The 26,848-nt window shown below is 61.1% G+C and carries 25 protein-coding genes; 7 read left to right on the top strand and 18 right to left on the bottom strand.

The genetic code is table 11. The features are described from left to right. Window positions 1-76 precede the first annotated feature (76 nt). From AC07SI_RS18180 to AC07SI_RS18250, 15 genes are all read right to left on the bottom strand, one after another. On the bottom strand, window positions 77-1,552 hold the full coding sequence (locus AC07SI_RS18180) for a sigma-54 dependent transcriptional regulator (protein ID WP_065909797.1): 1,476 nt from the start codon (window positions 1,550-1,552) through the stop codon (window positions 77-79). Between the two features lie 171 nt (window positions 1,553-1,723). Continuing rightward, the gene (gene fliT / locus AC07SI_RS18185) at window positions 1,724-2,020 is read right to left on the bottom strand and encodes a flagellar protein FliT (protein WP_028617332.1); all 297 of its coding nucleotides are present in this window, start codon (window positions 2,018-2,020) and stop codon (window positions 1,724-1,726) included. A 41-nt stretch (window positions 2,021-2,061) separates the two neighbouring features. Then, window positions 2,062-2,466: a flagellar export chaperone FliS gene (gene fliS / locus AC07SI_RS18190; RefSeq protein WP_065909795.1), complete on the bottom strand. Its 405-nt coding sequence runs from the start codon at window positions 2,464-2,466 to the stop codon at window positions 2,062-2,064. A 140-nt stretch (window positions 2,467-2,606) separates the two neighbouring features. After that, a complete protein-coding gene (gene fliD / locus AC07SI_RS18195; protein ID WP_495006220.1) occupies window positions 2,607-4,010 on the bottom strand; it encodes a flagellar filament capping protein FliD in 1,404 nt (467 codons plus the stop codon). A gap of 80 nt (window positions 4,011-4,090) precedes the next feature. Then, a complete protein-coding gene (locus AC07SI_RS18200; protein WP_065909792.1) occupies window positions 4,091-4,441 on the bottom strand; it encodes a flagellar protein FlaG in 351 nt (116 codons plus the stop codon). 74 nt (window positions 4,442-4,515) lie between these two features. Beyond that, window positions 4,516-5,934 carry a flagellin N-terminal helical domain-containing protein gene (locus tag AC07SI_RS18205; RefSeq protein WP_101272339.1) on the bottom strand — a complete coding sequence of 473 codons (1,419 nt, stop codon included), beginning with the start codon at window positions 5,932-5,934 and terminating at the stop codon, window positions 4,516-4,518. A 264-nt stretch (window positions 5,935-6,198) separates the two neighbouring features. Beyond that, complete coding sequence (locus AC07SI_RS18210; protein ID WP_065909788.1) at window positions 6,199-7,128, bottom strand: ketoacyl-ACP synthase III; 930 nt, start codon at window positions 7,126-7,128, stop codon at window positions 6,199-6,201. Window positions 7,129-7,403: 275 nt separating this feature from the next. After that, window positions 7,404-9,035: a flagellar hook-associated protein 3 gene (locus tag AC07SI_RS18215; RefSeq protein ID WP_120449344.1), complete on the bottom strand. Its 1,632-nt coding sequence runs from the start codon at window positions 9,033-9,035 to the stop codon at window positions 7,404-7,406. Between the two features lie 14 nt (window positions 9,036-9,049). After that, complete coding sequence (gene flgK / locus AC07SI_RS18220; protein ID WP_065909784.1) at window positions 9,050-11,104, bottom strand: flagellar hook-associated protein FlgK; 2,055 nt, start codon at window positions 11,102-11,104, stop codon at window positions 9,050-9,052. Between the two features lie 10 nt (window positions 11,105-11,114). Continuing rightward, window positions 11,115-12,380 carry a flagellar assembly peptidoglycan hydrolase FlgJ gene (gene flgJ, locus AC07SI_RS18225; protein WP_495006221.1) on the bottom strand — a complete coding sequence of 422 codons (1,266 nt, stop codon included), beginning with the start codon at window positions 12,378-12,380 and terminating at the stop codon, window positions 11,115-11,117. 4 nt (window positions 12,381-12,384) lie between these two features. Then, on the bottom strand, window positions 12,385-13,473 hold the full coding sequence (locus AC07SI_RS18230; RefSeq protein WP_033901075.1) for a flagellar basal body P-ring protein FlgI: 1,089 nt from the start codon (window positions 13,471-13,473) through the stop codon (window positions 12,385-12,387). 27 nt (window positions 13,474-13,500) lie between these two features. Then, window positions 13,501-14,196, bottom strand: coding sequence for a flagellar basal body L-ring protein FlgH (gene flgH / locus AC07SI_RS18235; RefSeq protein WP_003214607.1), 696 nt, complete (start codon window positions 14,194-14,196; stop codon window positions 13,501-13,503). Between the two features lie 53 nt (window positions 14,197-14,249). Then, a complete protein-coding gene (gene flgG / locus AC07SI_RS18240) occupies window positions 14,250-15,035 on the bottom strand; it encodes a flagellar basal-body rod protein FlgG (RefSeq protein WP_005790105.1) in 786 nt (261 codons plus the stop codon). A 60-nt stretch (window positions 15,036-15,095) separates the two neighbouring features. Further along, complete coding sequence (locus AC07SI_RS18245) at window positions 15,096-15,836, bottom strand: flagellar basal body rod protein FlgF (protein WP_065909780.1); 741 nt, start codon at window positions 15,834-15,836, stop codon at window positions 15,096-15,098. Between the two features lie 308 nt (window positions 15,837-16,144). Then, the gene (locus AC07SI_RS18250; RefSeq protein ID WP_065909774.1) at window positions 16,145-17,707 is read right to left on the bottom strand and encodes a sigma-54-dependent transcriptional regulator; all 1,563 of its coding nucleotides are present in this window, start codon (window positions 17,705-17,707) and stop codon (window positions 16,145-16,147) included. Between the two features lie 256 nt (window positions 17,708-17,963). On the opposite strand from AC07SI_RS18250, the gene phhA reads away from it, so the two are divergent. The 3 genes from phhA (at window position 17,964) to AC07SI_RS18265 (ending at window position 20,402) form a co-directional block, all read left to right on the top strand. Continuing rightward, window positions 17,964-18,755, top strand: a complete 792-nt coding sequence (gene phhA, locus AC07SI_RS18255) for a phenylalanine 4-monooxygenase (RefSeq protein WP_120449348.1) — start codon at window positions 17,964-17,966, stop codon at window positions 18,753-18,755. A 97-nt stretch (window positions 18,756-18,852) separates the two neighbouring features. Continuing rightward, entirely contained in the window at window positions 18,853-19,209 is a 357-nt protein-coding gene (locus tag AC07SI_RS18260) for a 4a-hydroxytetrahydrobiopterin dehydratase (protein WP_010208721.1), read from the top strand. Further along, window positions 19,209-20,402, top strand: a complete 1,194-nt coding sequence (locus AC07SI_RS18265; RefSeq protein ID WP_065909770.1) for an amino acid aminotransferase — start codon at window positions 19,209-19,211, stop codon at window positions 20,400-20,402. Before AC07SI_RS18260 ends, AC07SI_RS18265 begins: the two co-directional genes overlap by 1 nt. Before the next feature lie 124 nt (window positions 20,403-20,526). On the opposite strand, the gene AC07SI_RS18270 is transcribed toward AC07SI_RS18265, so the two are convergent. Next, entirely contained in the window at window positions 20,527-21,336 is an 810-nt protein-coding gene (locus AC07SI_RS18270; protein ID WP_106803028.1) for a UDP-2,3-diacylglucosamine diphosphatase, read from the bottom strand. Window positions 21,337-21,473: 137 nt separating this feature from the next. Here AC07SI_RS18270 and AC07SI_RS18275 point away from each other — a divergent pair, with 137 nt between their 5' ends. From AC07SI_RS18275 to AC07SI_RS18285, 3 genes are all read left to right on the top strand, one after another. Then, window positions 21,474-22,235: a helix-turn-helix transcriptional regulator gene (locus tag AC07SI_RS18275; protein WP_065909766.1), complete on the top strand. Its 762-nt coding sequence runs from the start codon at window positions 21,474-21,476 to the stop codon at window positions 22,233-22,235. Window positions 22,236-22,317: 82 nt separating this feature from the next. Beyond that, the gene (locus AC07SI_RS18280; protein WP_120449351.1) at window positions 22,318-23,202 is read left to right on the top strand and encodes a DMT family transporter; all 885 of its coding nucleotides are present in this window, start codon (window positions 22,318-22,320) and stop codon (window positions 23,200-23,202) included. A 128-nt stretch (window positions 23,203-23,330) separates the two neighbouring features. After that, window positions 23,331-23,612, top strand: coding sequence for a hypothetical protein (locus AC07SI_RS18285; RefSeq protein ID WP_065909762.1), 282 nt, complete (start codon window positions 23,331-23,333; stop codon window positions 23,610-23,612). A 39-nt stretch (window positions 23,613-23,651) separates the two neighbouring features. On the opposite strand, the gene AC07SI_RS18290 is transcribed toward AC07SI_RS18285, so the two are convergent. After that, entirely contained in the window at window positions 23,652-23,939 is a 288-nt protein-coding gene (locus AC07SI_RS18290; RefSeq protein ID WP_065909760.1) for an Rdx family protein, read from the bottom strand. Window positions 23,940-24,023: 84 nt separating this feature from the next. Here AC07SI_RS18290 and AC07SI_RS18295 point away from each other — a divergent pair, with 84 nt between their 5' ends. Next, window positions 24,024-26,213, top strand: a complete 2,190-nt coding sequence (locus AC07SI_RS18295; RefSeq protein ID WP_495006270.1) for a patatin-like phospholipase family protein — start codon at window positions 24,024-24,026, stop codon at window positions 26,211-26,213. Between the two features lie 113 nt (window positions 26,214-26,326). Here AC07SI_RS18295 and AC07SI_RS18300 read toward each other — a convergent pair whose 3' ends face one another. Continuing rightward, window positions 26,327-26,761, bottom strand: coding sequence for a MarR family transcriptional regulator (locus tag AC07SI_RS18300; protein WP_065909756.1), 435 nt, complete (start codon window positions 26,759-26,761; stop codon window positions 26,327-26,329). Between the last annotated feature and the right edge of the window lie 87 nt (window positions 26,762-26,848).

Here is a 26,848-nt window from a genome sequence, read left to right on the forward strand (position 1 = left end):
GGAACGTTGCGAGGGCTGTAGCAATAGTTGTGCCGAAAAAAAACCGCTGAAATTTCAGCGGTTTGGAAAACAGGCGTCAATCATCCGCCTGTTCATCACCTTCTTTGCGGCTCATACCGTACTTGCGCATCTTCTCAACCAGGGTGGTTCGGCGGATGCGCAGGCGCTCGGCAGCCCGCGCGACGATGCCATTGGCGTCATCCAACGCCTGCTGGATCAACCCCTGCTCGAGGTTGCCGAGGTAGTCCTTGAGGTCCAGGCCTTCGGGCGGCAGCATGGCGGTGGAGCCGAAGTCCGGGGTGTGGCCGTTGATGGCGACCCGCTCTTCCATGTCACTGCGCAGGCTGTCGACCAGTTGCTCGTCTTCATCGTCGACGTAGCGGAATTTCTTCGGCAACTCGACCACGCCGATCACGCCGTAGGGGTGCATGATCGCCATGCGCTCCACCAGGTTGGCCAGCTCGCGGACGTTGCCCGGCCAGCCGTGGCGGCACAGGGACATGATCGCCGCCGAGTTGAAACGGATCGAGCCGCGCTTTTCGTGTTCCATGCGCGAGATCAGTTCGTTCATCAGCAGCGGGATGTCTTCCACGCGCTCGCGCAGCGGGGCCATCTCGATCGGGAATACGTTGAGGCGGTAGTACAAGTCTTCGCGGAAGCTGCCCACCTCGATCATGCTTTCGAGGTTCTTGTGGGTGGCCGCGATGATGCGCACGTCGACGCTTTGGGTCTTGTTGCTGCCCACACGTTCGAAGGTACGTTCCTGCAGCACGCGCAGCAGCTTGACCTGCATCGGCAGCGGCATGTCGCCGATTTCGTCGAGGAACAGCGTGCCGCCGTTGGCCAGTTCGAAACGCCCGGCACGGCTGGTGATCGCCCCGGTAAAGGCGCCCTTCTCATGGCCGAACAATTCGCTCTCCAGCAGCTCGGCCGGAATCGCCCCGCAGTTGACCGGCACAAAAGGCCCGTCGCGGCGCTTGGAGTGATAGTGCAGGTTGCGCGCGACCACTTCCTTGCCGGTGCCCGACTCGCCGAGGATCAGCACGCTGGCGTCGGTATCGGCCACTTGCTGCATCATCTGGCGCACGTGCTGGATCGCACGGCTGGTGCCGACGAGGCTGCGGAACAGGTTGGGTTCGCGGTGGCGACCGCGCTCGCGCGCCTGGTCATACATCTCGCGATAGACCTGGGCACGGTGCAGGGAGTCGAGCAATTTGCTGTAGCTGGGCGGCATTTCCAGGGTGGACAGCACGCGGCGGCGCTGGTCTTCAGGCAGGTCGATAGAAGAAATATCGCCCATCAGCAACACCGGAAGGAACTCATCCCAGGTTGACAGTGTCTTTAACAAGCCCAAAACAGCGCCAGGAGCGTTCACCGTCCCGATCAGCACACAAATGACTTCACGGCTCGATGACAATGAGCTGACCGCCTGCTGCCAATCATGGCTGCCGCAGGGCAAATTTTCTTCGCCAAGAAAATTCAAAATCACCGCTAAATCGCGGCGGCGGACGCTATCGTCATCAATCAGCAGAATTTTGGTTTCACGCCACATGCAATAGCAACTTCCCTAGTAAAACGCTCTGCCCCAAGAGTGAGGGCAATCGAGACGCCTGTAAGACTTCATGCCTTACTAGACGTCTGAAATCTGAAAACAGCACTAGTTAAGTCAAAAATGCTGGCACAGTCAAATATATGACGCGCCGTTCGGATTAACTGAGCTCATTCAGCCGAACAGATGGTAAACCTTTGACGCATTTTTCGCTTGGTTGATCTGCGACATCTCTTCGAAAATCGCCTGCCGCTCGCCCGTCGTCACCTCAAGCAATTGCTGGTAAACCGCGAGCAGGCTCTCAAGCTTCTCACGCAACGCATCCTCGTCGACCGGCGCCTCGCTGAGCACCTGCTCGATCACGTCGCGACACCCCATGTCGAGCTCGCCAATCGCGTCCCAGTTACGGTCCGCCAGCGCGCCCATCAGCGCCTCACGGGTTTCATCAATGCGTTGCAGTGCTTGGCTCATCACATAGTCCTCAAGGCCCTCAGGCCCTTCTCTGCTGCGCCTTACTCGGTTACAGCCTGTGGCGCGGCGATGGCATCCCAGCCTTCTTTCACGGTAATCAACAAACGCGCCACTTCGTCGATCATGTCGGCGTCGTTATGCAGGTTCGCCTCCATCAGGCGGTTGGTCATGTACGCGTACAGACTTTCCAACTGCTGGACGTAAGCCGGGTTATCACTTTTTTCTGCATCCAGGCCGTCACGCAGCCCGATCACGATATCGATAGCCTTGCCGAGCATCAGGCCCTTCTGTGCGATGTCACCACGCGCCAGCGCACCTTTGGCCTGGGCCATGCGGTCCAGCCCGCCTTCCATCAACATCTGCACCAGGCGATGAGGGCTGGCTTCGGAGATCTGAGCATGGGAATTGACCTTCTGGTATTGGCGAAGGGCTCTCATGGGATTCATGTTTCTACCTCGTGACAGGCGACAGCGAAAAGGGTTTCAGTAACCAATATGTCGACGGGTTCGCAAAAAGCTTTAGCGCCAGTCGTCTCTCGATAAAAAAAGGCCAGGCAGGTTGCCTGGCCTTTTTTTATTCGCAGGGATCAACTATTGGTCTTTGGGTTGTTCAGCGCATTGAGCGTGGTCATCACACTGGTGCTTTGCTGGCGCAACTGGGCAACCAGGGTGTCCATGGCGTTGTATTTGGCCGACAAGCTGCTGGTGAGCAGGGTCATGCGCTCGTCGAGCGAGGACTGCTGCTTGGTCAGGTCCTTGAGAGTGTCGGACAGCGACGTGGAGCGCGTCGCGAGGATGCCAGTGGTGGACTTGGCGAAATCATCCGTAGCGCTTTTCATGCGCGCCAACATGCCATTCGTGCCGGAAAACATACTGCTGATATCGGCAGCGTTAGTCGCAACAGCCTTGTCCCACTTTTTGTCATCCAGCGTCAGCAAGCCAGTAGATGAACTGGTAGTCACACCAAACTGAGCCAAGGACTTGAACGTACCGGTACCCGACAACGTGTTGAACTCGTTGCGGATCGCATTCTGCAGCGAGCGCATGGTCGAGTCGCCGGTCAGTGCTGCCGCCGTGGTGCTGCCGTCAAGGTTGGTGGTGACCTTGGTTTCGGCGTTCATCGCAGTGATCAGGGCGTTGTAGGTATCGACAAAGCCTTTGACCCCGGACTTGAGGGCCGCATTGTTAGTACTGACCGTAATGAGCGTGGCGTTTCTCACGGCGTCGACGCCGCTATCGCCAGTCGTCGTCGGTGCAGAAAGCGACACCAGCTTGATGTTCACCCCACTGAGGGCGCCTTCGATGCTGTTGGTCTTGGAAACGGATTTGACACCGTCAATGCTGTACAGCGCATCCAACGGTTTATCAACAACCGTAGCGCCGACATCCAACCCGGAATTACCCGAGAGGGTCAGATCCGAGCCCGTACCCATGTTGGTCGAGGTCAGAATCAGCCGTGAGCCATTGGAGTCGGTTTGGATGTTGGCACTTAACCCCGACGTGCCGAACTGGGTGTTGATCGAGTCACGCACCTGTTGCAGGGTCGCGCCGGCCGGCACGCTCAGGTCGAAAGCCTTGCCCGACTGGGAAATGGTCAAGGTTGTCGGCTTGTCGGTCGCGTTCACGACAGTGGTGGCACCACTCGCGTAGTTCGCGCTTGACAGCTTGGACGCCTGCGCCAGTTGGCTCACGATCAAACGGAAACTGCCGTTGGACGCGGTGTTGCTGGCCGTCATAGTGGCGACCTTTTCGTCCGAGGATGAGCCGGTCAAGCCCGTGAAGCTGTTGCCCGTGGACATGGTGTCCAACGCACCACGGAACGCATCCAGCGCCGCCTGAATCTTGCCGATCGAAGACAGCGTGGTGGTCGCTTTCGCGGAAGCGGTGTTGATCTGCGTCTGCTTGGGCACCTTTTCGGCGTTGACCAAGGATGTCACGATCGCTTGCGTATCGATATTCGAGCCGATACCACTTACCGTTGAACCCGCCATCATCTATCTCCTGTTCGGTGGCTGCCGTTATCTTGACTTATTACGCCTCAAGACAACTCAGCAACAAGTTTCATGCCAGCTCAAGCCTTGTCGTCAAACAACACGTGGCTTGCGCTGGAGAGGCTCTGTGCCAGTTTCAATGCCGTTTCCGACGGAATCTGGCGAATCACTTCACCATTGTCGGTATTGATGACCTTGACCACCACACGGTGAGTCGTGTCATCAATGGAAAAATCCAGGCTGCGCTGGGCAGCTTGTACGAATTCGCGAATGTCGGTTACCGCTTTTTCCAGGTCCGCGCGCTCAGGCTGTTTGCCGATGGCGGGGGCTTCCTGGACTTGGGTGGTGCTTTTGTCGGCTGCCACCTGAACAGGCGCGCTCTGAGGTGCAACCGGCGGATAAGACTGGTTCAGCTTTACACTCATGTCCATGTCCAATCTCCTCTAAACCGAAAAAACGGAAGGGCACGTAGACGCGCCCTTCCGTTAGTTACCAAGCGCTGGGATTACTGAAGCAGCTTCAGTACAGCGGATGGCAGCTGGTTAGCCTGCGACAGGATCGCGGTGGAAGCCGACTGCAGGGTTTGTTGCTTGGTCAGTTCGGCGGTTTCGGAAGCGAAGTCGACGTCCTGAACGGTGGAACGTGCAGCGGTGGAGTTCTTCTGAATGTTCTGCAGGTTGTCTGCAGTGGTAGTCAGACGGTTCTGGGTAGCACCCAGGCCCGAACGAACGCCGTCGATGGTGCCGATTGCCTTGTCGATTACAGCCAGGGCGTTTTGGGCCTTGGTGGCGTCGGTCACGTCGGTTTGAGCAACGGTGGTTTTGGTCGAAGCGGCTTCAGTAGTAGCGCTGAACAGACCGGCAACACCAGCGCCAGCCAGGGAGTAGCCCTTGGCGGAATCCAGCGACACCTGACCAGTAACGATCAGGGCGTTAGCCAAAGGAACTGCAGTACCGTAGGCGCCAGCACCGTCTTTAGCAGCAACGCTTACCGAACCAGGAGCAGTGGAACCGCTGACCACGATGTTTTCACCGGTGTCGGATTTCACTTCCAGGGTTTTCTTGCTTTCGTCGTAGCTGACGCTGATACCCAGTTTAGCGGCGTTGGATTTCAGTTGGTCGGCCAGGCCGGCTTGGCTGGTCACGCCTTTGAAGTCAACGGACGCGCCGCCTACAGTCAGGGTGAACGAAGCAGGAGCAGTAGTCGCTGCAGCTTCGTCTACGGTGAACTTGGCTTCGGTGCTGGCAGTGGCAGTCAGACCACCGATGATGCCGTTCAGGTTGCTGGCGATGGTTTTAGCCGAGTCGCCGGCGACAGCAGTGTAAGTGCCAGTCTGACCGTTACCAGTTACAACGATGTCGCCTGCAACGGTGCCGGTACCTGGAGCGATGGCAACGCTTTTCAGCTGCTGGGAGCCGATGTTGTTGGCCGAAACGTTTTCCAGGCTCAGGTTGATGGTTTCGTTAGCGTTGGCGCCAACCTGGATAGCTTTGGTACCGTACGAACCGTCCAGCAGCTTCTGGCCACCGAAAGTGGTGGTGGTGGAGATACGGGTCAGTTCCGAAGTCAGAGCCTGGTATTCGTCGTTGTTCGACTTACGGTCGTCAGCGCTGAGGGAGCCAGTAGCGGAGGACAGAGCCAGGGTACGCATTTTCTGCAGGATGTCGGTCGAAGCCTGCATCGCGCCTTCAGCGGTCTGAGCGATGGAGATACCGTCGTTCACGTTTTTTACTGCTTGGCCCAGGCCGTTGATTTGGCTGGTCAGGCGGTTAGCGATCTGCAGGCCGGCAGCGTCGTCTTTAGCGCTGTTGATACGCAGGCCGGAAGACAGGCGCTGCATGGAAGTGGCCAGGGCGCCGCCAGCTTTGTTCAGGTTGCCCTGAGTAGTGATCGAAGCAATGTTGGTGTTTACTGTTAAAGCCATGACGAAATCCTCGTTGGATGGATACTGCGGCTTCCGGCCCTGGCAACCGCCGGGTGTGGCCTGAGAACCTACGTAATAGTTATCGTCGTGGTAGCCGGTTGCTTGAGGATTTTTTTGATTTTTTTTACTGGCGCCGTGCCACCCCTTGCAATTCAAGGGTTTACGCTTGCGCAAAACCCAACAAACATTGGCTTTTCTGGCGCCAAATAAAAAACGCCGATGATCTTTCGATCATCGGCGTTTTTGTTTGTCGCTATTAAAGCGTCACGGGCGATAGAGAATCGCCGAACCCCACGACAGGCCAACCCCGAAACCGCTGATGGCCACGCGTTTCCAGGTAGCGTCCATCACGTGCTTTTCCAACAGCAGCGGAATGCTTGACGACACGGTGTTGCCGGTCTCGACCATGTCCTTGATGAACTTGTCCACCGGCGCATCTTCGAAGCGACGCGCCACGGCGTCGACAATCGCCGCACTGCCCTGGTGAATACAGAATGCATCGATGTCATCGGCCTTGAGCTGCGACTCATCGAGCAGCTCGTGCAAATGCGCCGGCACCTTGAGCAAGGCGAAGTTGAACACCTGGCGACCATTCATGAAGAACACGCCATCGCTGACCTTCAGGTGCGGCGCGCCGGAACCGTCGGTGCCAAACTTGGACTTGCCGAGCAACCACGGTGCGTCTTCGCCCATCCAGGTAGCGGTGGCGGCATCACCGAACAGCATGGTGGTGTTGCGGTCTTCCGGGTCGACGATCTTCGAATACGGGTCGGCGGTGATCAGCAGGCCGTTTTTCAGGCCGGCGGCTTCCATGAAGCCCTTCATCGCGTAGATGCCGTAGACATAGCCAGAGCAGCCCAGGGAGATATCAAAGGCGGCGACGTGAGTCGGCAGGCCCAGTTTGTCCTGGACGATGGCGGCAGTGTGGGGCAGGCCCTCTTCGTCGCCGTTCTGGGTGACGACGATCAGCGCGTCGATGGACTCGCGCTTCAAATCCGGGTTGTTGGCAAACAAAGCGTTGACCGCCTCGACACACAGGTCAGAGGTTTCCTGCGCCGCTTCCTTGCGTGGCAGGAAGGCCGAGCCGATCTTGCCAATGATGAACTCTTCATCCTTGGCGAATTTGGCACCCTGGGCGTAGTTATCGATCCCGTCTGCCGGCACGTAACTGGCGATGCTTTTTATGCCAATCATTGTGGCTTCCCAATACTAAATAGCTGGAGAACACCCCCGGACCACGCCTGGGGTGCTGACAATAAAGGGGATAACCCCATAAAAATCTCGCTGAAAGCCGCCCCGCACGGACCCTGTGACGACTTATCCTTTTCACACGATACAGTGAAGATGCGCTTTATGACTCACAGGTCACTCAATTTTGTGTGCTTTATGCAAAACCTTCAAACAATTAAATCCCAGAAACGACAACGGCCCAGCCTGTTTCCAGGCTGGGCCGCTTGACATGCCAGCGCTTACATCTTGTTGAACAGGCTCAACTGCGAGACTTTCACAAACGCCAGTTGCGAGGCTTCCAGCATGGTTTGCTGCAAGGTCAGGTTGATCGCCGCCTCGCCCATGTCGACGTTGGCCAGCGCACTCATGGTGCTGGTATTGGCCAGGCCGACGCTGGTGTTTTCGCTGGCCTGCACCGTCAGCGCGTTCTGCCGCGCGCCGATGGAACCGCGCACGTTGTCGACCTGGTCGGACGAACTGGTGAGGTTGGCGACCGCCGCGTTCAAGGCGTCCTGGAGCTTGACCCGCGCGCCCGGGATACCGTCTGCCGGCTGTTGCAGGGCCTGGCGCAGTTGGCCCAGGGTGTCGAGGGCGTTCTGGGTTTTCTGGGTGCTGTTGCCGATCGAGAACTGATCGCCCACATTCGGCGTGCCGCTCACCTCGAAGGTGACCCCCGCCGCGGTGATCGTGTTCGGAGCCGGCGGAGTGCCGGCGTTGATCACGCCCTCGCCAATCGACTTGCTGTTGGCGGTGTACGGCTGGGCATAGACTTTATAAGCCGTCGCGTCGGTGTCATCGAACTTGATCAACACGCCGCTGTTCGGAAAGGTGCTGGCGTAGCCGGCCGCGCTGCTGACCTGGCCATTGGTCAATTGCGCCGACGAGGTGTTGCTCGCGGTGCGCGAGGTGTTGAAGGCGTCCGGCTTGGCGCTCAGGCTGAATTCGCGCCCGGCGACCAGCGCATCGGCGTCAGGCCCGGTGGCGGTATCGGTGAGGTCGACGGTGATATCGAACTTCACCCCGCGGATGTTGATGCTGGCACTGCCTTCCTTGGTGGAATCGAACGTGCCATTACCTGGCAGCTGCGAGGTAATGTTGTTGTTGTCCTTGTCCGTCACCACGTACTGGGTGCTGCTGGTAAAGGTCACCTTGTACGGCTGGCCGTCGGCGAACTGCTTGGTGTAGTCGATGCCCGAACCCACCAGGCCCGCCGAAATCGCGACCTTGTGATCATCCACCAGCGGCGGCGAAATCGCCGGCGGCACAGGCGCAGTCGCAGGTGCGAGGTAATTGGACTGGGTACGACTGGTGTTGACCGCCCCTTCGAGGATGGTCTTGCCGGTGTCGCCGGTGCGCACATTGAGCGTCTCGGAGACTTGCAGGCTCAGCTCGTTTTCGTCGCCCTGATAGCTATAAGTGCCATCGTTGTTGCGCGAGTACGGCGGTGTATCGGTCTTGGAGCCGGAGAACAGGTAGTTGCCCGCCGAATCCTTGCTGTTGAGCAAGCCCAGCAGTTGATCTTCAAGCGCGCCCACCTCGACCGCAATCGACTTGCGGTCGGCATCACTGGTCACGCCGCCGGCGCGCAGTGCCAGCTGGCTACCGGCCTGGATCGTGTTACTGATCGCAGTCAGGACGCTTTCTTCGTTGGTCAGCGTATTTTGAATGCTGGTGATATTGCCGCTGAACTGGGCCAGCATGTCTTTCTGCTGTTGCAGCATCAGCAGGCGCTGGGCGGCAACGGGATCATCCGCGGCGGTTTGCACACGCACGCCGGAGCTCGCCTGCTGCTGCGCCTTGACCACGCTGGAGTAGTTATCCGTATAGCGCGTGGCACTGGTGTCGAAGTACTGCTGTGTAGAAATGCGCATCGTCCCAGGCTCCCTTAAAGACTATTGATCAGCGTACTGAAGGTTTCTTGCGCAGCCTTGATGATCTGCGACGACGCGGTGTAGTACTGCTGGAACTTGATCATGTCGCCCGCCTCTTCGTCCAGGTTGACCTGGGACACCGAGTTGCGCGCGTTCTTGTTGGCCGTCAACAGCGCGGTGGTAGCCGTGGTGTCGGTGGTGGCTGCAGCGGCCTTGGCGCCGACGGTCGACACCAACTTGCTGTTGGCCCCCACCAGGCTGAGCCCGCCACTGCCATCCGCTCCAACACCGACGGTCGCCTTGGTCTGCAGACCGATCAGCGCCTGGGCGTTGCGGTTGTCGGACTTGCCGGTGGCATTGAACGAGAACGAGGTGCTGTCACCGCTGGTCGGCGAACCGGCCACGGTGGTGTCGAAGCTGAAGCTCTTGGCCGGATCGAGCAAAGTACCGCTGGCATCGCGCATCGGCACGTTGATAGTGATCTTGTTGGCTTGGCCCGGAACGATAGTGCCCGTGCCGATAGGCTCACCCTTGGCGTTACTCAGGGTGTAGCTCTGGGTGCCATCGGCGGCTTTGTCGCCGAATACCATTTTCACCGGCATCGAGTTGGCGATGCCGACGCGCAGCTGCGCGGCGTCAGCCCCGCCCTCGATGTCGATGGGCACCGTCAGGGTCGGTGGCGTGAACGTGCCGGTGCCCTGGTTGCTCTTGCCGGCCTCGCCCTGCAACGGTGCGGCAAACGCGATCTTGCTCGGGTCGGTCAGCACGGTGCCGATTTCCTTGGCGCCGTTGGCGGTCGGGCTGACCTTGAAGCTGTCACCCTCTTTTACCCCGGCCGCGCCGTTCTTGATCGTCAGGGTGACCCCGTCGATTACCGGTGGCGGCGTGGCGCTCAGATCGTAGGTACCCATGGCCTTGCCGTCGGAACGCAGCACGGTGACCTTGTTGAGGTTGGTGCCATCGTTGAACGAGACCTTGTAGTCGAAATTGGTCAGCTTGCTGCTGTCCGCAATCGTCACGCCCAGGCTTGCGTCACCCGTGTTGCCTTGTGCCGCCTGGCTGCGCAGGGCGACGGACGCCGCGTTGTTGATGTCCTTGAACATCGAGGCGCCGAATTCACCGTTGAGGTCCACGCCCTGGCCCAACTGGCTGTTGATCGCGTCGGCGGTGACGATGGCAATCCGACCCAGGTCGTTGATCGCCGGCATCAGCACGTCGCTGCGATAGCGCAACAGGCCGCCGATGCTGCCGCCGCTGATCACGTTGCCCAGGTCGACGGCGGTGTTCCCGGCCATGTTGAGCTGGATCGTGTATTGGCTGGTGTCGCCTTTGCTCGGTACTGCAGAAATCGTGTTGGACTGGTCACCCAGCACCAGCGATTGACCGCTGCCGGTGCTGACACTGAACACGCCGTTTTTCTCGCTGGCGGTCACGCCAATCAACTCGTTCAGCGAGCGCACGGCCTCGGCACGCGCATCCAGCAGGTTGGCCGGCGTGGTGTTCGACGAGCCCTGGACCTGGTTGATCTGCTTGTTCAGGGAAGCAATCGACGACGTCAGCTGATTGACCTGGTCGGCCATCGAGGTCAGCTGGCTGTTGATGGTTTCTTTCTGCTGGCCCAACTGGTTGGAGATCGAGTTGAACCGGTTGCTCAAGGTCTGGGCGTTGGTGAGCAGAATCTGGCGGGCCGACGTATCGTTGGGGTTGGCCGACGCCGTCTGCACGGCAGCGAAGAACGAACTGAGCACGGCCGACATGCCGGTGGTCTTGTCCGACAGCGTCTTGTCGACGGCACTGACCTGGTCCAGGTACGCCGCGGCATCGCTATTGAGCGCGGTGCTGTTCTGGTAGGCGGTGTCCAGGTACTCGTTGTACACCCGACGCACGTCAGCCAGGGTCGTGCCGCTGCCGATGAACACGCCGCCGTACGGGTTCGACGCATTGGCGCTCTGGGTGGTCTGCTGACGCGAATAGCCCGCGGTATTGGCGTTGGCAATGTTATTACTCAAGACCGACAACGATCCTTGAGCGGCGTTAAGCCCTGACATCCCGATACTGAGCAAACTCATGGTTCAGACCTTATAAATGTGTGGTTGCGCCAGCGGCAGCGTAGTTCTGGTAGCTATTCATCGTTTTGGCGATCTGCGAAATCTTGCTGGCGTAGTCCGGATCGGTTGCGTATCCGGCTTTTTGCAACTCGCGTACAAACTGTTCCGGGTTGTCGGCCGACTTCACAACTTCTTTATAGCGATCATTGCTTTGCAGCAATGTCACGAGGTCATGGAAGCTGTCCTGGTAGGAATTGTAGGAACGGAACTGTGCCGTCTCCTTGACCATCGCCCCATCCCGAAACTCGCTGGTGATTGCGCGCGCCTGGCCGCCCTGCCAACTCTGGCCGGCCTTGATGCCGAACAGGTTGTGGCTGCTGCTGCCATCTTCGGCGCGCATCACCGACTTGCCCCAGCCGGTTTCCAGGGCGGCCTGGGCCACCAGGTATTTGGGGTCGACGCCAATACGCGCGGCGGCCGCCTTGGCCATCGGCAACATGGTCGCGACAAATTCATCCTGCGAGCTGAAGGCCTTCTTCGCCGGCGCCAACGGTGGCTGGGCGACGGCGCGGCCGTACACCTGCATGCGCCCGCTGGGCACGGCAAAGGTGCGTGCGCTGCTGTTGATCACGTTGTCGGCAGCTGCGCTGTTACGCAGCGGCGCGGCCTGGGCCACGGTGGTTGCGTCGGTGCTCGGCACGATGCCGGCCAGCAGGCGATCGGTCAGTTTGCTCGGCAACGCGATACGGCGCTGGTTCATCAGCTCCATATCGTTGGCATGCGCGCTGGCGCCCTCGGGGACCGCCACGCGGTAAGCCCAGAGTGGGCGCTGGCCATTGGAACGGCCTAGCGGACCTTCGGCCTGGGTGCCGGCGGCAATCTCGGTCGGCACTGCGGCTTTCTTCACCGGCTCGGCTGCCGCCGGGCCCTGCAAGGTGGCCGCCTGGGCGTCCACCGGCTTGTTCTTCTGCATCTGGCGCATCAGCACGTCGGCCAGGCCGATACCACCGCCCTCGCGGGACATCGAGACCGCCAGTTGCTGGTCGTACATTTCCTGATACTGCTTGGCCGCCGGGGAGTTCAGCGGGTTGTCCTTGCCCAGCGCTTCAGTGGCCGAGCGCATCGACTTGAGCATCTCGCTCAAGAACAGCGACTCGAACTCCTGCGCCACTTTGCGCATGTTGCCTTCGCTGTTCTTGTCGTCACCGACCTTGAGCTGGTTAAGCCGGTTCAGGTCGGAGTAGGACCCCGAGTCCGCCGTGCTGCTGATCCCGCTCTTGCGCATATCCATGGCCATGGCCTCAGATCACGATCAGGTCGGCTTGCAAGGCGCCGGCCTGTTTCAGTGCTTCGAGGATCGCCATCAAGTCGCCGGGGGCTGCGCCCACCTGGTTCACCGCGCGGACAATCTCATCCAGGGTGGTGCCAGGGCCGAACTTGAACATCGGCTTGGCTTCTTGCTGGGCATTGACGCGCGAACGCGGTACCACTGCGGTCTGGCCGTTGGACAACGGGCCAGGCTGGCTGACGATCGGGTCTTCGGTGATGGTCACGGTCAGGCTGCCGTGGGTCACTGCCGCTGGCGAGACCTTGACGTTCTGGCCGATCACAATGGTGCCGGTCCGCGAGTTGATGATGACCTTGGCCACGGCCTGGCCCGGATCGACTTCCAGGTTTTCCAGGATCGACAGGTAGTCGACGCGCTGGCTTGGGTCGAGCGGCGCGGTGACGCGGATCGAGCCGCCGTCGATGGCCTGGGCCACGCCAGGGCCGAGCATGTCGTTGATCTTGTCGACCACGCGCTTGGCGGTGGTGAAGTCGGAGCGATTGAGGTTCAGGGTCAGGCTGTTGCCCTGGTTGAAACCACTCGGCACGGTCCGCTCGACCGTGGCACCCCCGGGAATACGCCCGGCCGACGGCACGTTGACGGTGATCTTCGAACCGTCGCGACCTTCGGCATCAAAACCGCCGACCACCAGGTTGCCCTGGGCGATGGCGTAGACGTTGCCGTCGATACCCTTCAGGGGCGTCATCAACAGGGTGCCGCCACGCAGGCTTTTCGAGTTACCGATGGACGACACGGTGATGTCTACCACCTGTCCCGGCTTGGAAAACGCCGGCAAGTCGGCACTGATCGATACGGCGGCGACGTTCTTGAGCTGCACATTGCCCGAGCCCGCCGGCACCTTGATGCCGAACTGCGAGAGCATGTTGTTGAAGGTCTGCAAGGTGAACGGGGTCTGGGTGGTCTGGTCACCCGTGCCATTGAGCCCCACCACCAGGCCGTAGCCGATCAACTGGTTGGAACGCACGCCGGAAATACTGGCGATGTCCTTCAGGCGTTCGGCCTGGGCGACGGCGCTCAGGGACAGCAGGAGTGCCGCCGCCATCAGCTGTTTGAGTTTCAAAGTGGCCACCTAGAAAGGGAACAGCGGGCTAAGGAAGAAACGGTCGAACCAGCCCGGCTGACTCGCATCAGCAAACGAACCCGTACCCGAGTAGGTAATGCGCGCATCGGCAATCCGCGTCGACGGCACGGTGTTGTCGGTGGAAATATCATCGGCGCGGACCATGCCGGCGATGCGCACCAGCTCATCGCCGGTGTTGAGGGTCATCCACTTTTCACCCCGTACGGCGATGATGCCGTTGGGCAACACGTCAGCCACGGTCACGGTGATCGAGCCGGTCAGGCTGTTGCCCTGCCCTGCCGCACTCTTGCCGTTGGTGGCACGGTCGCCGCTGTAGCCGGCGTCAAGGCTCAGGTCACCGCTGCCCAACGGGTTGTTGGTGTTGGGCACGCCGCCGAACAGCGAAGTCAGGCCGATGCTGGTTTTGCTGGTCTTGCCGATCTGCGAGTTGGCATTCTTGCTGGCCTGGGTCTTCTCGTTCAGGGTGATGGTGATGATGTCACCCACGCGGAACGCCTTGCGGTCGCTGTACAGGTTCTGTTCGAAACCGGCCTGGTAGATCGAGCCATTGTTGGCCGCCGCCGGCAGCGGCGTGCGTGGCAACACCGGCGCGTAGTACGGGTCATTGGGTTTTGGCGTCGGGGCGACACAGCCCGCGAGCACGGCAATCCCACTCAATGCCAGAACGGAAACATAGCGATTCATGACCCTTACCTCACGGTGTTGCAGGCGCCCTCAAGAGCGCCCCATAGACTTGATTACAGATTCTGCGTTACGAACGAAAGCATCTGGTCGGCGGTGGAAATCACCTTGGAGTTCATCTCGTAGGCGCGCTGGGTGGTGATCATGTTGACCATCTCCTCAACCGTGCTCACGTTGGAAGTTTCCAGGGTGCTTTGCAGCGTGGTGCCGAAACCGTTGAGGCCAGGGGTGCCGATTTGCGGCGCGCCGCTGGAGGCGGTTTCCAGGAACAGGTTGTTCCCCATGGCCTGCAGGCCGGCCGGGTTGATGAAGTCGGCGGTCTGCAGGTTGCCGATCACTTGCGACGCCGGGTTGCCGGCGACGGTGATCGACACGGTGCCGTCGTTGCCGACGGTGAAGGTCTTGGCATCCGCTGGGACGACCACAGCCGGCTCCAGGGCAAAACCGTTGGCCGTCACGATCTGGCCGTTGGAGTCCAGGTGGAAAGTACCGTCACGGGTGTAGGAAGTAGTGCCATCCGGCTGCAGGATCTGGAAGAAGCCACGGCCGTTGATGGCCATGTCCAGCGGTTGGCCGGTCTGCTGCAGGTTACCGGCGCTGAAGTTCTTCTGGGTGCCGACGATCTGCACACCGGTACCCAGTTGCAGGCCCGACGGCAGTTCGCTGTCCTGGGTCGACTGGGCGCCCGGCTGTTTCTTGATCTGATAGAGCAAGTCCTGGAACTCGGCACGGTCACGTTTGAAACCCGTGGTCGACACGTTGGCCAAGTTGTTGGAAATGGTGGTCAGGTTGGTGTCCTGGGCGGACAGACCTGTTTTGGCAACCCATAGAGCCGGAAGCATGCTGTTCTCCTTCGTGCGCCTGTTTGTTGGCGCCGCATCACAAATTAGTTAGGGCTGTTATCAGCTCATCTGCATGACGCGAGTCATGGCCTGATCGTCTTCTTTAGCGCTGTTCATCATCTTGATGTGCAGCTCGAACTGCTTGGAAAGCGCCAGCACTGCGGTCATTTCTTCCACCGCATTCACGTTGCTCGCCTGCAGGAAACCCGAGGTCAGGGTCACGTTCGCGTCGGCCTGGGCCGGCTGGCCATCCTTGGTATGGATGGTGCCGTCCAGGCCTTTATTCATATTCTTGAGGTCCGGCTGGACCAGCTTGATGCGGTCCACTTCGGCCATCACACGCGGGCCCTCGCCCATGGCGCGGATGCTGATGGTGCCGTCGGAACCCACTTCGATTTTTTGCTGCGGCGGCACGGCGATCGGACCACCATTGCCCATCACCGGCATACCGTTGCCGGCCCGCAGCACGCCCAATGCATCGACGTTCATGCTGGCGCTGCGCACGTAGGCTTCGCTGCCGTCCGGGGTCTGCACGGCCAACCAGCCGTTGCCGTTGACGGCCACATCAAGGTCGCGACCGGTTTCGATCATCGCGCCGGGGCTGAAGTCAGTGGCTGGGCGCTCGGTCATGGCAAAGGCGCGCGCCGGAAAGCTGTCGCCGAACACCGGCATCGAACGCGCCTGTTCCAGGTCGCGTTGGAAACCATTGGTGGAAATGTTCGCCAGGTTGTTGGCATGGGCCTTCTGCGCCAGAGCATTCTGGCTGGCGCCGGTCATTGCCACATAAAGGTACTTGTCCACGCTCTTTCCTCTTTCTGACGGACGCTTGCCGCCCACCGCTGTACTGATGAGGCTTAAGCAATTTGCGAACCAACTTTTTAAAATGAGGGAAAGACCAGGCGGGGCAAGGGTTTGCGGCTGGGTGACGGGAAATGGGCGTTGAGTAAGAGTCGAAAAAACGGCGGACTTATGCCGCTTACGGCAACGACACAATCAAATGTGCGGGGCTTGCTCGCGAAGGCGCGGTGTCAGCCAGCACATAAGGTGACTGATCCACCGCATTCGCGAGCAAGCCCGCTCCCACATTTTGACCCAGTTGTGTCAGGTAGTTACTTGTCGGTCTTGAGAATTTCGTAATCGCGTAACTTATTGGCGATGGTGGTGTGGGACACCCCCAGGCGCTTGCCCAGTTGCCGGCTGCTGGAATGCTCGGCATACAGGCTTTCCAGTACTGCCTTCTCAAAGCGTCCAACGATCTCTTCCAAGCCGCCCTCCAGGGAGAAATCGCCAAGCGGCTGACGCACGCCGTAATCCGGCAGGCGAATATGCTCAGCCTTGACCGTACCGCCCTCGCACAACGACACCGCCTGGAACAGCACGTTTTCCAGCTGCCGCACGTTGCCCGGCCAGTGGTAGTGGCTCAGGCGATCCATCGCGGCAGGTGCCAGCTTGGGCAGCGGGCAGCCAATCTGGCGGCTGGCCTGATCAAGAAAGTGCTCGACCAGCGGCGCCAGGCCATCCAGGCATTCGCGCAGCGGCGGGATATGCAGGGACAGCACATTGAGGCGGTGATACAGGTCCTGGCGGAATTCGCCCCGGGCACACAGTTCGGACAAATCCACCTGGGTGGCGCAGATCACGCGCACATCCAGGTACACCTCTTCATCACTGCCGACCCGGCGAAAGCAACCGTCCTGCAGAAAGCGCAGCAATTTCACCTGCAACCGCGCGCTCATTTCACCGACACCATCGAGAAACAACGTACCGCCCGCCGTCAACTCCAGCAGCCCCAGCTTGCCCTCGGCCCGCGCACCTTCAAACGCACCGGGACCGTAGCCGAACAGTTCGGTCTCGGCCATGGACTCCGGCAGACCGGCGCAATTGAGCGCCATCAGCGGCGACTGCCCGCGCGGACTGGCCAGGTGACAGGCACGCGCCAACAGTTCTTTGCCGGTGCCGGTTTCCCCTTCTATTAATAGAGGCGCATCCAGCGGCGCCATACGCCGGGCTTCACGCACCACCGCGGCCATGACCTTGGAGCTTTGGAAAATACTGTCGAAGCCACGCAGCTCTTGCTTGCGCACATTGTAGATGCGCTCGCCCACGCGGTCGGCGCGGTGCAGGGTCAGCACGGCACCGGCCATGGCCTCGCTGTCATCGTGCTCGGAAGATTGCAGCGGCGCGATATCCGCCAGGAACACGTCACCCTTGACCTTGACCCGCAGGCCATTGATCCGCGATTTGCTCGCGCGCACCAACTCGGGCAAGTCGAAGTCTTCGGCGTAGCGCGACAGTGGAATCCCCGGCACCTCATCCACCCGCACCCCGAGCAACTGCGCCGCCGCACGGTTGGCGGCGACAATCGAACCGCCCATGTCGATCGACAACACCGGAAACTCCAGGGCGCCGAGCAAGGCATTGAGCTCCATATGCCGCCGCTCGCTGGGCATCAGCCCGACCCGCTTGACGCCAAACACCCCGGCAATCGCCTCGAACTGCGGGCGCAACGCCTGGAACTGCATGTTCACCAGGTTCGGGCAATACAGGTAGATGGCATTGCCATGCTCGCCGCCGACCTCGCCCTTGGCGACGTTGACGCCGTATTCCACCAGCAGGTTGAGGATGTCCCGCAGGATGCCGATGCGGTTCTGGCAGTGCACTTTGATACGCATGAAAAGGCCCGAAGAGTGGGGAGGCGCCGCGTCTTTTTGCCGCTGGGCGCAGATAGTCGTCAAGATTATGTGACAGTCACCGCCATTTTTACAGCCCGCAGACGCCACCGGCCCACAAGCGTAACGAATACTTTACATAATTCGGTAAATTTTCCTACAGACCGCTGCCGCAGGTGGATGGCATCGGCGCTGCCCCTCGGTATCAATAGAGGCATCGCAGGACATAACAAGAACGAATGCCTAGCAGGAGAGCCGTATGAAGCAGACGCAATACGTGGCCCGCGAGCCCGATGCGCAAGGTTTTATCCACTACCCGCCGGAAGAACACGCGGTGTGGAACACCCTGATCACGCGCCAGTTGAAAGTGATCGAAGGCCGCGCCTGCCAGGAATACCTGGACGGCATCGACAAGCTCGGCCTGCCACTGGACCGCATTCCGCAATTGGGCGAGATCAATAAAGTGCTGGCCGAGACCACAGGCTGGCAAGTCGCCCGGGTCCCCGCATTGATCCCCTTCCAGACCTTTTTCGAATTGCTCGCCAACAAGCAGTTCCCGGTGGCGACCTTTATTCGTACCCGTGAAGAGCTGGACTACCTGCAAGAGCCGGATATTTTCCACGAAATCTTTGGTCACTGCCCGTTGCTGACCAACCCCTGGTTCGCCGAATTCACCCACACCTACGGCAAGCTCGGCCTGGCGGCCACCAAAGAGCAGCGCGTGTACCTGGCGCGCCTGTACTGGATGACCATCGAGTTCGGCCTGGTGGATACGCCCGCTGGCCTGCGCATCTACGGTGGCGGCATTTTGTCGTCGCCCAAGGAGACGGTGTACAGCCTGTCGTCCGAGCCCGAGCACCAAGCCTTCGACCCGCTGGAAGCAATGCGCACGCCGTACCGCATCGACATCCTGCAGCCGTTGTACTTCGTGCTGCCGGACCTGAAGCGCCTGTTCGACGTGGCGCAGGAAGACATCATGGGCATGGTTGAACGCGGGATGCAGCTGGGTCTGCATGCACCGAAATTCCCGCCAAAGCCCAAGGCTGCTTGAACCTTACATCTTGAGGCCAGGTGAGTCTGTTCCCTGGCCGCGCGTTGCTTTAGGGTAACGCTACTGACCTTCATACATTCGAATTCAGGACACCCCCATGACCACCTTGAACCAAGCCCATTGCGAAGCCTGCCGCGCCGACGCTCCACAAGTCAGCGATGAAGAACTGCCGGTGCTGCTCAAGCAGATTCCCGACTGGAACATCGAAGTGCGCGACGGCGTGATGCAACTGGAGAAGGTCTTCCTGTTCAAGAACTTCAAGTTTGCCCTGGCCTTCACCAACGCCATGGGTGAAATCTCCGAAGCCGAAGGCCATCACCCAGGCCTGCTGACCGAATGGGGCAAGGTCACCGTGACCTGGTGGAGCCACTCCATCAAGGGCCTGCACCGCAACGACTTCATCATGGCCGCGCGCACCGACGAAGTGGCCAAGGACGCCGAGGGCCGCAAGTAATGCATTTCGATGCCATTGGCCGTGTGCCCGGCGACCCGATCCTCGGGCTGATGGACCTGTACGCCCAGGACCCCAACCCGAACAAATTCGACCTCGGCGTGGGCGTGTACAAGGACGACCAGGGCCTGACGCCGATTCCGCACTCGGTGAAGCTCGCCGAGCAGCGCCTGGTCGACACCCAGACCACCAAGACCTACATCGGCGGCCATGGCAACGCGGCCTTCGGCACGCTGATCAGCGCCTTGGTGCTCGGCGCCGATTCGGCCCTGATCCACGCCCGCCGCGCCGGTGCGACCCAGACGCCGGGCGGCACCGGTGCCTTGCGCCTGAGTGCCGACTTCATCGCCCACAGCCTGCCCGGCCGTGGCGTGTGGTTGAGCAACCCGACCTGGCCGATCCACGAAACCATCTTCGCCAAGGCCGGCCTCAAGGTCAGTCATTACCCTTACGTGGGCACCGACAACCGCCTGGATGTGGCGGCGATGCTGGCGACTCTCGCCACCATTCCCAAGGGCGACGTGGTGCTGCTGCACGCCTGCTGCCACAACCCGACGGGGTTCGACCTGTCCCAGGATGACTGGCGCCAGGTCTTGCAGATCGTGCGCGAGCGCCAGCTGCTGCCGCTGATCGACTTCGCCTACCAGGGCTTCGGCGACGGCCTGGAGCAGGATGCCTGGGCGGTGCGCCTGTTTGCGGCCGAGTTGCCGGAAGTCCTGGTCACCAGCTCCTGCTCGAAGAACTTCGGCCTGTACAGCGACCGCGTCGGCGCGTTGATCGTGTGCGCGGCGGATGCCGAGAAGCTGACGGATGTGCGCAGCCAACTGGCGAATATCGCACGCAACCTCTGGTCGACGCCGCCGGATCATGGCGCGGCGGTGGTCGCGACGATCCTGGGGGATGCCGAGCTGAAAAAACGCTGGAGCGACGAGGTCGAAGCCATGCGTTCACGCATTGCACACCTGCGTTCCGGGCTGGTGGAAGCATTGGCGCCCCATGGCCTGTCGGCGCGGTTTGCGCACATCGGCACACAGCGCGGGATGTTTTCCTATACCGGCCTGAGTGCCGAGCAGGTGAAACAGCTGCGGGAGAAACACAGCGTGTACATGGTGAGTTCGGGCCGGGCTAACGTCGCGGGCATCGATGCCACGCGCCTGACGCTGCTGGCCGAAGCCATCGCCGACGTCTCCAACTGACGAAACCGACTCAAGCTGTAGGAGCTGGCGTGCCTGCGATGGCGGTGTATCAGTCACTGAACAAGCTGACTGAACACCGCTATCGCCGGCACGCCAGCGCCCACAGGTGGAAGGTGTCGGGCCCTTAGCCCGCCACCATTTCAGCCTTGAGCTGTGCCTCTTTCGCCTGCGCATCCGCCAACCGATACAACTCGATACTCCCATCCCAGTGCTCGATCAACGCCGTGCACGACTCCACCCAATCCCCGCAATTGAGGTAGTCCACCTCGCCCACCTTGCGAATCTCAGCATGGTGGATATGCCCACACACCACGCCGTGCAGCTCGCGCTTGGTCACCTCATGGGCGATGGCTTCTTCGAAATCGCTGATGAAACTCACCGCGGTCTTGACCTTGTGCTTGAGGTACGCCGACAACGACCAGTAGCCATAGCCATAACGCGCACGCCAGTGATTGAGCCAGCGGTTCAGGGTGAGGGTGAACTCGTAGGCCGAGTCGCCGAGGAACGCCAGCCAGCGGTGATACCGGGTGATCACATCAAACTGGTCGCCGTGGATCACCAGCAAATGACGACCATCGGCGGTGACATGCACGGCCTCGTCCACCAGTTGGATGTTGCCCAGGATCAGCTTGGAATAGCGGCGCAGGAATTCGTCATGGTTGCCGGTGACGTAGATCACTTCGGTACCGCGCTTGGCCATGGTCAACAGGCGGCGGATCACGTTGGTATGAGCCTGCGGCCAATACATGCCACCGCGCATTTTCCAACCATCGATGATATCGCCGACCAGGTACACCTTGTCGGCGTGATACCCCTTGAGGAACTGCGACAAATGTTCGGCCTGGCAATCCCGGGTGCCCAGGTGCACATCAGAAATCCACAGGGTACGAACCCGTTGCTTGCGGCTGGGCTTGGCGAACTCGGCACTGGTCATGGGCATCCCTCGACGGTGTTTTCGCGAGCTTGCGCCCTGGCGATTAATAGCCCATGACAGTCGTACGTCACTCTGATGACAGCGCCGGCGCGCCGCAAAGCGTTGTAGACTGGCACGCTGCAACCCTGGAGACCGCGATGAGAGCCGCCCTCACGCTGCGCCACTACCTCGAAGCACCGCTCGCCCACAGCCATGACCACGCGCAGTTGGTGTTCGGCCTGTCCGGGCACCTGGACCTGGAAGTGGATGGCCGTGGCAGCCAGGTGCGCGAAAGCAGCGTGATGGTGCTGCCCTTCTCCGCTCACCACGCGTGCGGCAGTCGTGATGGCAGCCGGTGCCTGGTGCTGGATGTGCCCACCGAACATTGGCTGCTGCAATCCCTGGGCGAGCATGCGGACGCCAGCCGCCGCCTGCTCGACCAGCCCGCGCGCCTGGCCCTCGACTCGCGGCAACATCAACTGGTGCAATGGCTGGCGCACAGCCCGGTGGACGATCCGCTGATCGTCCAGCAAGGCGCGGTGTTGCTGCTGGCCAGCCTCAATCATTCCCTCGCGCCACCGTTGCCGGGCCGACGCCTGCCGTATGCGGCGTTCAATGCGCATATCGAGCGACACGTGGCGCACCCGCTGCAAGTCGCCGATCTGGCCCGTATCGCGGAGCTGTCGGTGGCGCGCCTGCATGCGCGATTCGTCGCCGAGTGTGGGCAGACACCGATGGACTACATCCGCAGCCGCCGCCTGCACAAGGCCCTGGGCCTGCTGCGCGAGACGCCACTGGCGATCGGCGAGATTGCCGCGCGCGTCGGCTATGCGTCGCAAAGTGCATTCGCGGCGGCGATGCTGCGTGAATTTGGCGCTTCCCCCACCGCCTTGCGCGTGGGCGAGAGTCCTGCGCTATAAATCGCGAGCCCCACGACAGACACCCTCGCCCGCAACCCTCTAGACTGCGAACCTGTCACTCCCGTTGGTTTCAAGGATCGCAATGACTCCCCGCTCAGCCCTCGGCGCCCTGCATATCGGCGCACTGATGTTTGGCCTCACCGGCGTATTCGGCAAACTGGCGGCCGCTTCACCCGCCATCATCGTGTTCGGCCGTGCCGCGTTTGCGGTGCTGGCGTTGGCAGTGTTTGCGCGCTTTGCCAGCAACACCACCTGGAAGCGCCTGGCGTTGCGCGACTGGCGCCGGCTGGTGATCAGCGGCGTGCTGCTCGCCGCGCATTGGGTGACATTTTTCATCGCGGTGAAGGTGGCTGGCGTGGCCGTGGCAACCCTGGGGTTCACCGCGTTCCCGGCGTTTACCGTGATCCTCGAGGGGCTGATCTTCCGCGAGCGCATTCGCGCCAATGAAGTGCTGCTGGTGGCGCTGGTCACCGTCGGCCTGGTGCTGGTGACACCGGATTTCAATCTCGCCAGTGAAGCCACCAGCGGCCTGCTATGGGGGATCGTCTCGGGGTTGCTGTTCTCGTTGCTGTCGCTGAACAACCGCGCCAGCTCCGGGCGGATTCCGGCGGTGCAGGCGGCGCTGTGCCAGAACCTGGTAGTCGCGGCCTGCCTGCTGCCCGTGGCGGCGCCGGGGCTGGCCGAGGTTCGCGCGCTGGACTGGCTGTGGATCGGCCTGCTCGGCGTGTTCTGCACCGGCCTGGCCCATAGCCTGTTCGTCGCCAGCCTCGCGGTGATCAAGGCGCGCACCGCCTCCGTGGTATTTGCCATGGAACCGGTGTACGGCATCACCGTGGCCTGGCTGCTGTTCGCCGAAACCCCGACACTGCGCATGCTGATGGGCGGCGCGCTGATCATCGTCGCCATCGTGCTGTCCGGGTTGATGGGCAGCGCCAGCCAGGCCAAACAGCCCGCAGCGAGTGCCTGATCTATACTCTGGTCATCCGCAACAGTTTGTCGTCGTTCAACGGATAAAGACTCCTCGACGACAGCCCTGATGCTTGAAGTTGCTGCAAGCGAGAGGTCACTCGATTAACGCTATGCAGGGGTTTCATCATGGAAATGTTCATCAGCTTGCTGGTGCAGATCATCAGCGGCGCCATCGGCGGCAACATCGCCGGCATGACCAAAGAGAGCCTGGGCACCGGGCTCAATACACTGATCGGCGGCGTGGGCGGACTGGTACTGGGCCAGATTGTCGCGGCACTGACCGGCACCAGCAGTGGCGAAGCGCTGGATGTCGCGGCAGTCGGCGGCAATATCCTCGGTGGCGGTATCGGCGGCCTGGTGCTGACCTGGGTCGTAGGCTTCATCAAAAGCAAAATGGCCGCCAAATAGCTGCCGGCACCAGTCACCGCCCTGCCGTGGCGGTGACTGTCAGGGCTTGCGCTCGTTGTGCCCCAGGTCGCGCTGTGGGTCGATCTGGTCGCGCACGCGCTGCTTGAGCACCTTGGCCTCGGGGAAGCCCCCATCGGCCTTGCGCTCCCAGATCTGCACGCCCTCGCAGGTGATGCGAAACGCCCCGCCCGTGGCCGGTTCCAGCGACACTTTGCCCAAGTCATCGGCAAACGTACTCAACAGTTCCTGCGCCAGCCATGCGGCGCGCAGCAGCCACTGGCACTGGGTGCAATAGGTGATGACGATCTCGGGTTTATCAGCGGACATAATTTGAGAGGCTCCTGACGTAACGGGCTCGGCGGATCGGGTGGCTATAATACCGGCCTTTATCGCCCAGCCTCGAGATTCATGATGCGCCGCCTGTTGTCCTGCCTGTTCCTGTGCCTGCTCCCTCTTCTCGCCGACGCCCTCGAAACACCACGCCCGAAAATCGGCCTGGTGCTGTCCGGCGGCGCCGCCCGTGGCCTCGCCCACATCGGCGTGCTCAAGGCACTGGAAGAACAGGGCATCCATATCGATGCGATTGCCGGCACCAGCATGGGTGCCGTCATCGGCGGCCTGTATGCATCGGGCTACAAGATCGACGAGCTGGAAAAACTCGCGCTCGGCATCGACTGGCAGCAGGCCCTGTCCGACGCGCCACCGCGTGAAGACGTGCCGTTCCGGCGCAAGCAGGATGACCGCGATTTCCTGGTCAAGCAGAAACTGAGCTTTCGCGATGACGGTAGCCTCGGCCTGCCCCTCGGGGTGATCCAGGGCCAGAACCTGGCGCTGCTGCTGGAAAGCATGTTCGCCCACAGCAGCAATACGCGGAATTTCGACAAGCTGCCGATCCCCTTTCGCGCCGTGGCCACCGACATCACCACCGGTGAAAAGGTGGTATTCAGCAAAGGCCATCTGCCCCAGGTGATCCGCGCCAGCATGTCGATCCCGGCGGTGTTCGCCCCGGTGGAACTGGACGGCCGGCTGCTGGTGGACGGCGGCATGACTGACAACATCCCGCTGGACGTGGCGCGGGAGATGGGCGTCGACATCGCCATCGTCGTGGACATCGGCACCCCGCTGCGCTCGCGCAAGCAACTGGCCACGGTGGTGGACGTGCTCAACCAGTCCATCACCCTGATGACCCGACGCAACTCCGAAGCACAACTCAAGGCCCTGCACCCCAAGGATGTGCTGATCCAGCCGCCGCTGGCCGCCTATGGCGTGACCGACTTTGGCCGGGCCAAGGACATGATCGACGCCGGCTACCGCGCCACCCGTGCCCTCGATGTGCGCCTGGCGCACCTGCGCCCGGCCGAGCCGATCGACCCGCAACTGGTGGCCGCGCGCACGCCGGGCGAGCGCACCCCGGTCATCACCGCGATCAACGTGGAGAACGACTCGAAAGTCAGCGACGACGTGATCCGCTACTACATCCGCCAATCGCTGGGCGAGCCGCTCAACCTGGGTCGCCTGCAAACGGACATGGGCACCCTGTACGGCCTGGATTACTTCGAGCAGGTGCAGTACCGCGTGGTCAAGAAAGGCCAGGACAACACCCTGGTGATCAGCGCACGCGGCAAGCGCAGCGGCACCGACTACCTGCGCCTGGGCCTGAGCCTGTCGGACGACATGCGCGGCGACAGCGCCTTCAACCTCGGCGCCAGCTACCGCATGAATGGCATCAACCGCCTCGGCGCCGAATGGCTAACGCGCGTGCAGATCGGTGATCGCCAGGAGCTGTACAGCGAGTTCTACCAGCCGATGGACACCGGTTCGCGCTACTTCGTCGCCCCCTACCTGAGTGCCCAGGCACAGAACGTCGAACTGATCCTGGACAACGACCCGATCTCCGAATACCGCCTGGAACGCTACGGCTTCGGCCTGAACGTGGGGCGCCAGATCGGCAACAGCGGCGAGATCCGCTTCGGCGTCGGCGAAGCCTGGGGCAAGGCCGATGTGCGCATCGGCGATCGCAGCTTGCCCAGCGTGAGCTTCAGCGAAGGCTTCTATGAACTGAAGTACTCCTTCGACTCCCTGGACAACGTGTACTTCCCGCATACCGGCGAAGACATCGGCCTGGCCTACCGCGAATTCGAACCGGGGCTGGGCTCGGACCAGCGTTATCGCCAATGGGAATTCAAGCTGGACAAGGCCATGAGCCACGGCCCGGACACGCTGGTGCTGGGCGGTCGCTACGGGCGCACCCTGGATGATTCGGACGTGGTGATTTCCAGCTTCCTGCTCGGCGGTGCACGGCAGCTATCGGGCTTTCGCCAGGATGCGATCTCGGGGCAGAACATCAGCCTGATGCGTGCCGTGTACTACCGCAGGCTGACGCCACGCTCGTACCTGCCGCTGGATTTCCCGCTGTACCTGGGCGCGTCGCTGGAACGCGGCCGGGCGTGGAACAACGACAATGAGTTCGACAGTGGCTATATCAACGCAGCGAGTATTTTCCTCGGCTTTGACACACCGTTGGGGCCGCTGAATTTCAGCTACGGGTTCAACGATGACAATCAGAAAGCGGTGTACCTGAACCTGGGGCAGACGTTCTGACACGCGCTTCACAGGCGCCCGGCTTGCCGGCGATGGCAGCGGTATTCGCCGCATGGCTCCAGGGCCTCATCGCCGGCAAGCCGACTCCTACGGGGGGCTGTCGTTTCTGGAGGTCAGGACTTTTCCAGGTTTGCCAGGATGTGCCCATGCACGCGCATGCACACGCTCAAGTCAGCTTCGTCCACACCCACAAACAACTCATGGCGCAGGGCGGTGGCGATGGTTTCGATCTGTTCGATCAGGGGGCGGGCGGTGTCACACAGCAGAATGCGTTTGGCACGACGATCTTCCACGACGGCTTGGCGTTGCACCAAACCCTGGCCTTCCAGGCTGTCGAGCAAGCGTGCGAGTGTCGGCCCTTCGACGCCGACGCTTTGCGCCAGCTCGCGTTGCGTCGGCGCGTCCTGGAAACGGGCCAGGTGCAGCAGCACCAGCCAGCGCGCCTGGGACAGGCCCAGCCCCGCCAGACGGCGGTCCAACTCGGCGCGCCAACCTCGGGACATTTGCGCCAGTTGCATGCCAAAACGGTGTTGATCGGTTAACGGCATAAAAAACTCATGGTTTAGACTGAAAATAAAGTGTGGCTAATTATTAGTCAGCTAAGCATGAGCCATGCCAGTAGGCAAGAGTTGCTA

This window comes from Pseudomonas sp. GW821-FHT05D12 (genome assembly GCF_059419825.1).

Excerpts from the sequence above, each read along its gene's own strand:
- phhA (WP_120449348.1), top strand. The coding sequence starts at position 17,964 with ATGAAGCAGACGCAATACGTGGCCCGCGAGCCCGATGCGCAAGGTTTT.
- AC07SI_RS18180 (WP_065909797.1), bottom strand. The coding sequence starts at position 1,552 with ATGTGGCGTGAAACCAAAATTCTGCTGATTGATGACGATAGCGTCCGC.
- AC07SI_RS18285 (WP_065909762.1), top strand. The coding sequence starts at position 23,331 with ATGGAAATGTTCATCAGCTTGCTGGTGCAGATCATCAGCGGCGCCATC.
- AC07SI_RS18200 (WP_065909792.1), bottom strand. The coding sequence starts at position 4,441 with ATGGACATGAGTGTAAAGCTGAACCAGTCTTATCCGCCGGTTGCACCT.
- AC07SI_RS18280 (WP_120449351.1), top strand. The coding sequence starts at position 22,318 with ATGACTCCCCGCTCAGCCCTCGGCGCCCTGCATATCGGCGCACTGATG.
- AC07SI_RS18295 (WP_495006270.1), top strand. The coding sequence starts at position 24,024 with ATGCGCCGCCTGTTGTCCTGCCTGTTCCTGTGCCTGCTCCCTCTTCTC.
- AC07SI_RS18210 (WP_065909788.1), bottom strand. The coding sequence starts at position 7,128 with ATGATTGGCATAAAAAGCATCGCCAGTTACGTGCCGGCAGACGGGATC.
- AC07SI_RS18300 (WP_065909756.1), bottom strand. The coding sequence starts at position 26,761 with ATGCCGTTAACCGATCAACACCGTTTTGGCATGCAACTGGCGCAAATG.
- fliS (WP_065909795.1), bottom strand. The coding sequence starts at position 2,466 with ATGAATCCCATGAGAGCCCTTCGCCAATACCAGAAGGTCAATTCCCAT.
- AC07SI_RS18270 (WP_106803028.1), bottom strand. The coding sequence starts at position 21,336 with ATGACCAGTGCCGAGTTCGCCAAGCCCAGCCGCAAGCAACGGGTTCGT.
- fliD (WP_495006220.1), bottom strand. The coding sequence starts at position 4,010 with ATGGCGGGTTCAACGGTAAGTGGTATCGGCTCGAATATCGATACGCAA.
- AC07SI_RS18260 (WP_010208721.1), top strand. The coding sequence starts at position 18,853 with ATGACCACCTTGAACCAAGCCCATTGCGAAGCCTGCCGCGCCGACGCT.
- fliT (WP_028617332.1), bottom strand. The coding sequence starts at position 2,020 with ATGAGCCAAGCACTGCAACGCATTGATGAAACCCGTGAGGCGCTGATG.
- flgG (WP_005790105.1), bottom strand. The coding sequence starts at position 15,035 with ATGCTTCCGGCTCTATGGGTTGCCAAAACAGGTCTGTCCGCCCAGGAC.
- AC07SI_RS18275 (WP_065909766.1), top strand. The coding sequence starts at position 21,474 with ATGAGAGCCGCCCTCACGCTGCGCCACTACCTCGAAGCACCGCTCGCC.
- AC07SI_RS18290 (WP_065909760.1), bottom strand. The coding sequence starts at position 23,939 with ATGTCCGCTGATAAACCCGAGATCGTCATCACCTATTGCACCCAGTGC.
- flgK (WP_065909784.1), bottom strand. The coding sequence starts at position 11,104 with ATGAGTTTGCTCAGTATCGGGATGTCAGGGCTTAACGCCGCTCAAGGA.
- AC07SI_RS18205 (WP_101272339.1), bottom strand. The coding sequence starts at position 5,934 with ATGGCTTTAACAGTAAACACCAACATTGCTTCGATCACTACTCAGGGC.
- AC07SI_RS18215 (WP_120449344.1), bottom strand. The coding sequence starts at position 9,035 with ATGCGCATTTCTACACAGCAGTACTTCGACACCAGTGCCACGCGCTAT.
- AC07SI_RS18230 (WP_033901075.1), bottom strand. The coding sequence starts at position 13,473 with ATGGCGGCGGCACTCCTGCTGTCCCTGAGCGCCGTCGCCCAGGCCGAA.
- flgH (WP_003214607.1), bottom strand. The coding sequence starts at position 14,196 with ATGAATCGCTATGTTTCCGTTCTGGCATTGAGTGGGATTGCCGTGCTC.
- AC07SI_RS18250 (WP_065909774.1), bottom strand. The coding sequence starts at position 17,707 with ATGCGTATCAAAGTGCACTGCCAGAACCGCATCGGCATCCTGCGGGAC.
- flgJ (WP_495006221.1), bottom strand. The coding sequence starts at position 12,380 with ATGGCCATGGATATGCGCAAGAGCGGGATCAGCAGCACGGCGGACTCG.
- AC07SI_RS18265 (WP_065909770.1), top strand. The coding sequence starts at position 19,209 with ATGCATTTCGATGCCATTGGCCGTGTGCCCGGCGACCCGATCCTCGGG.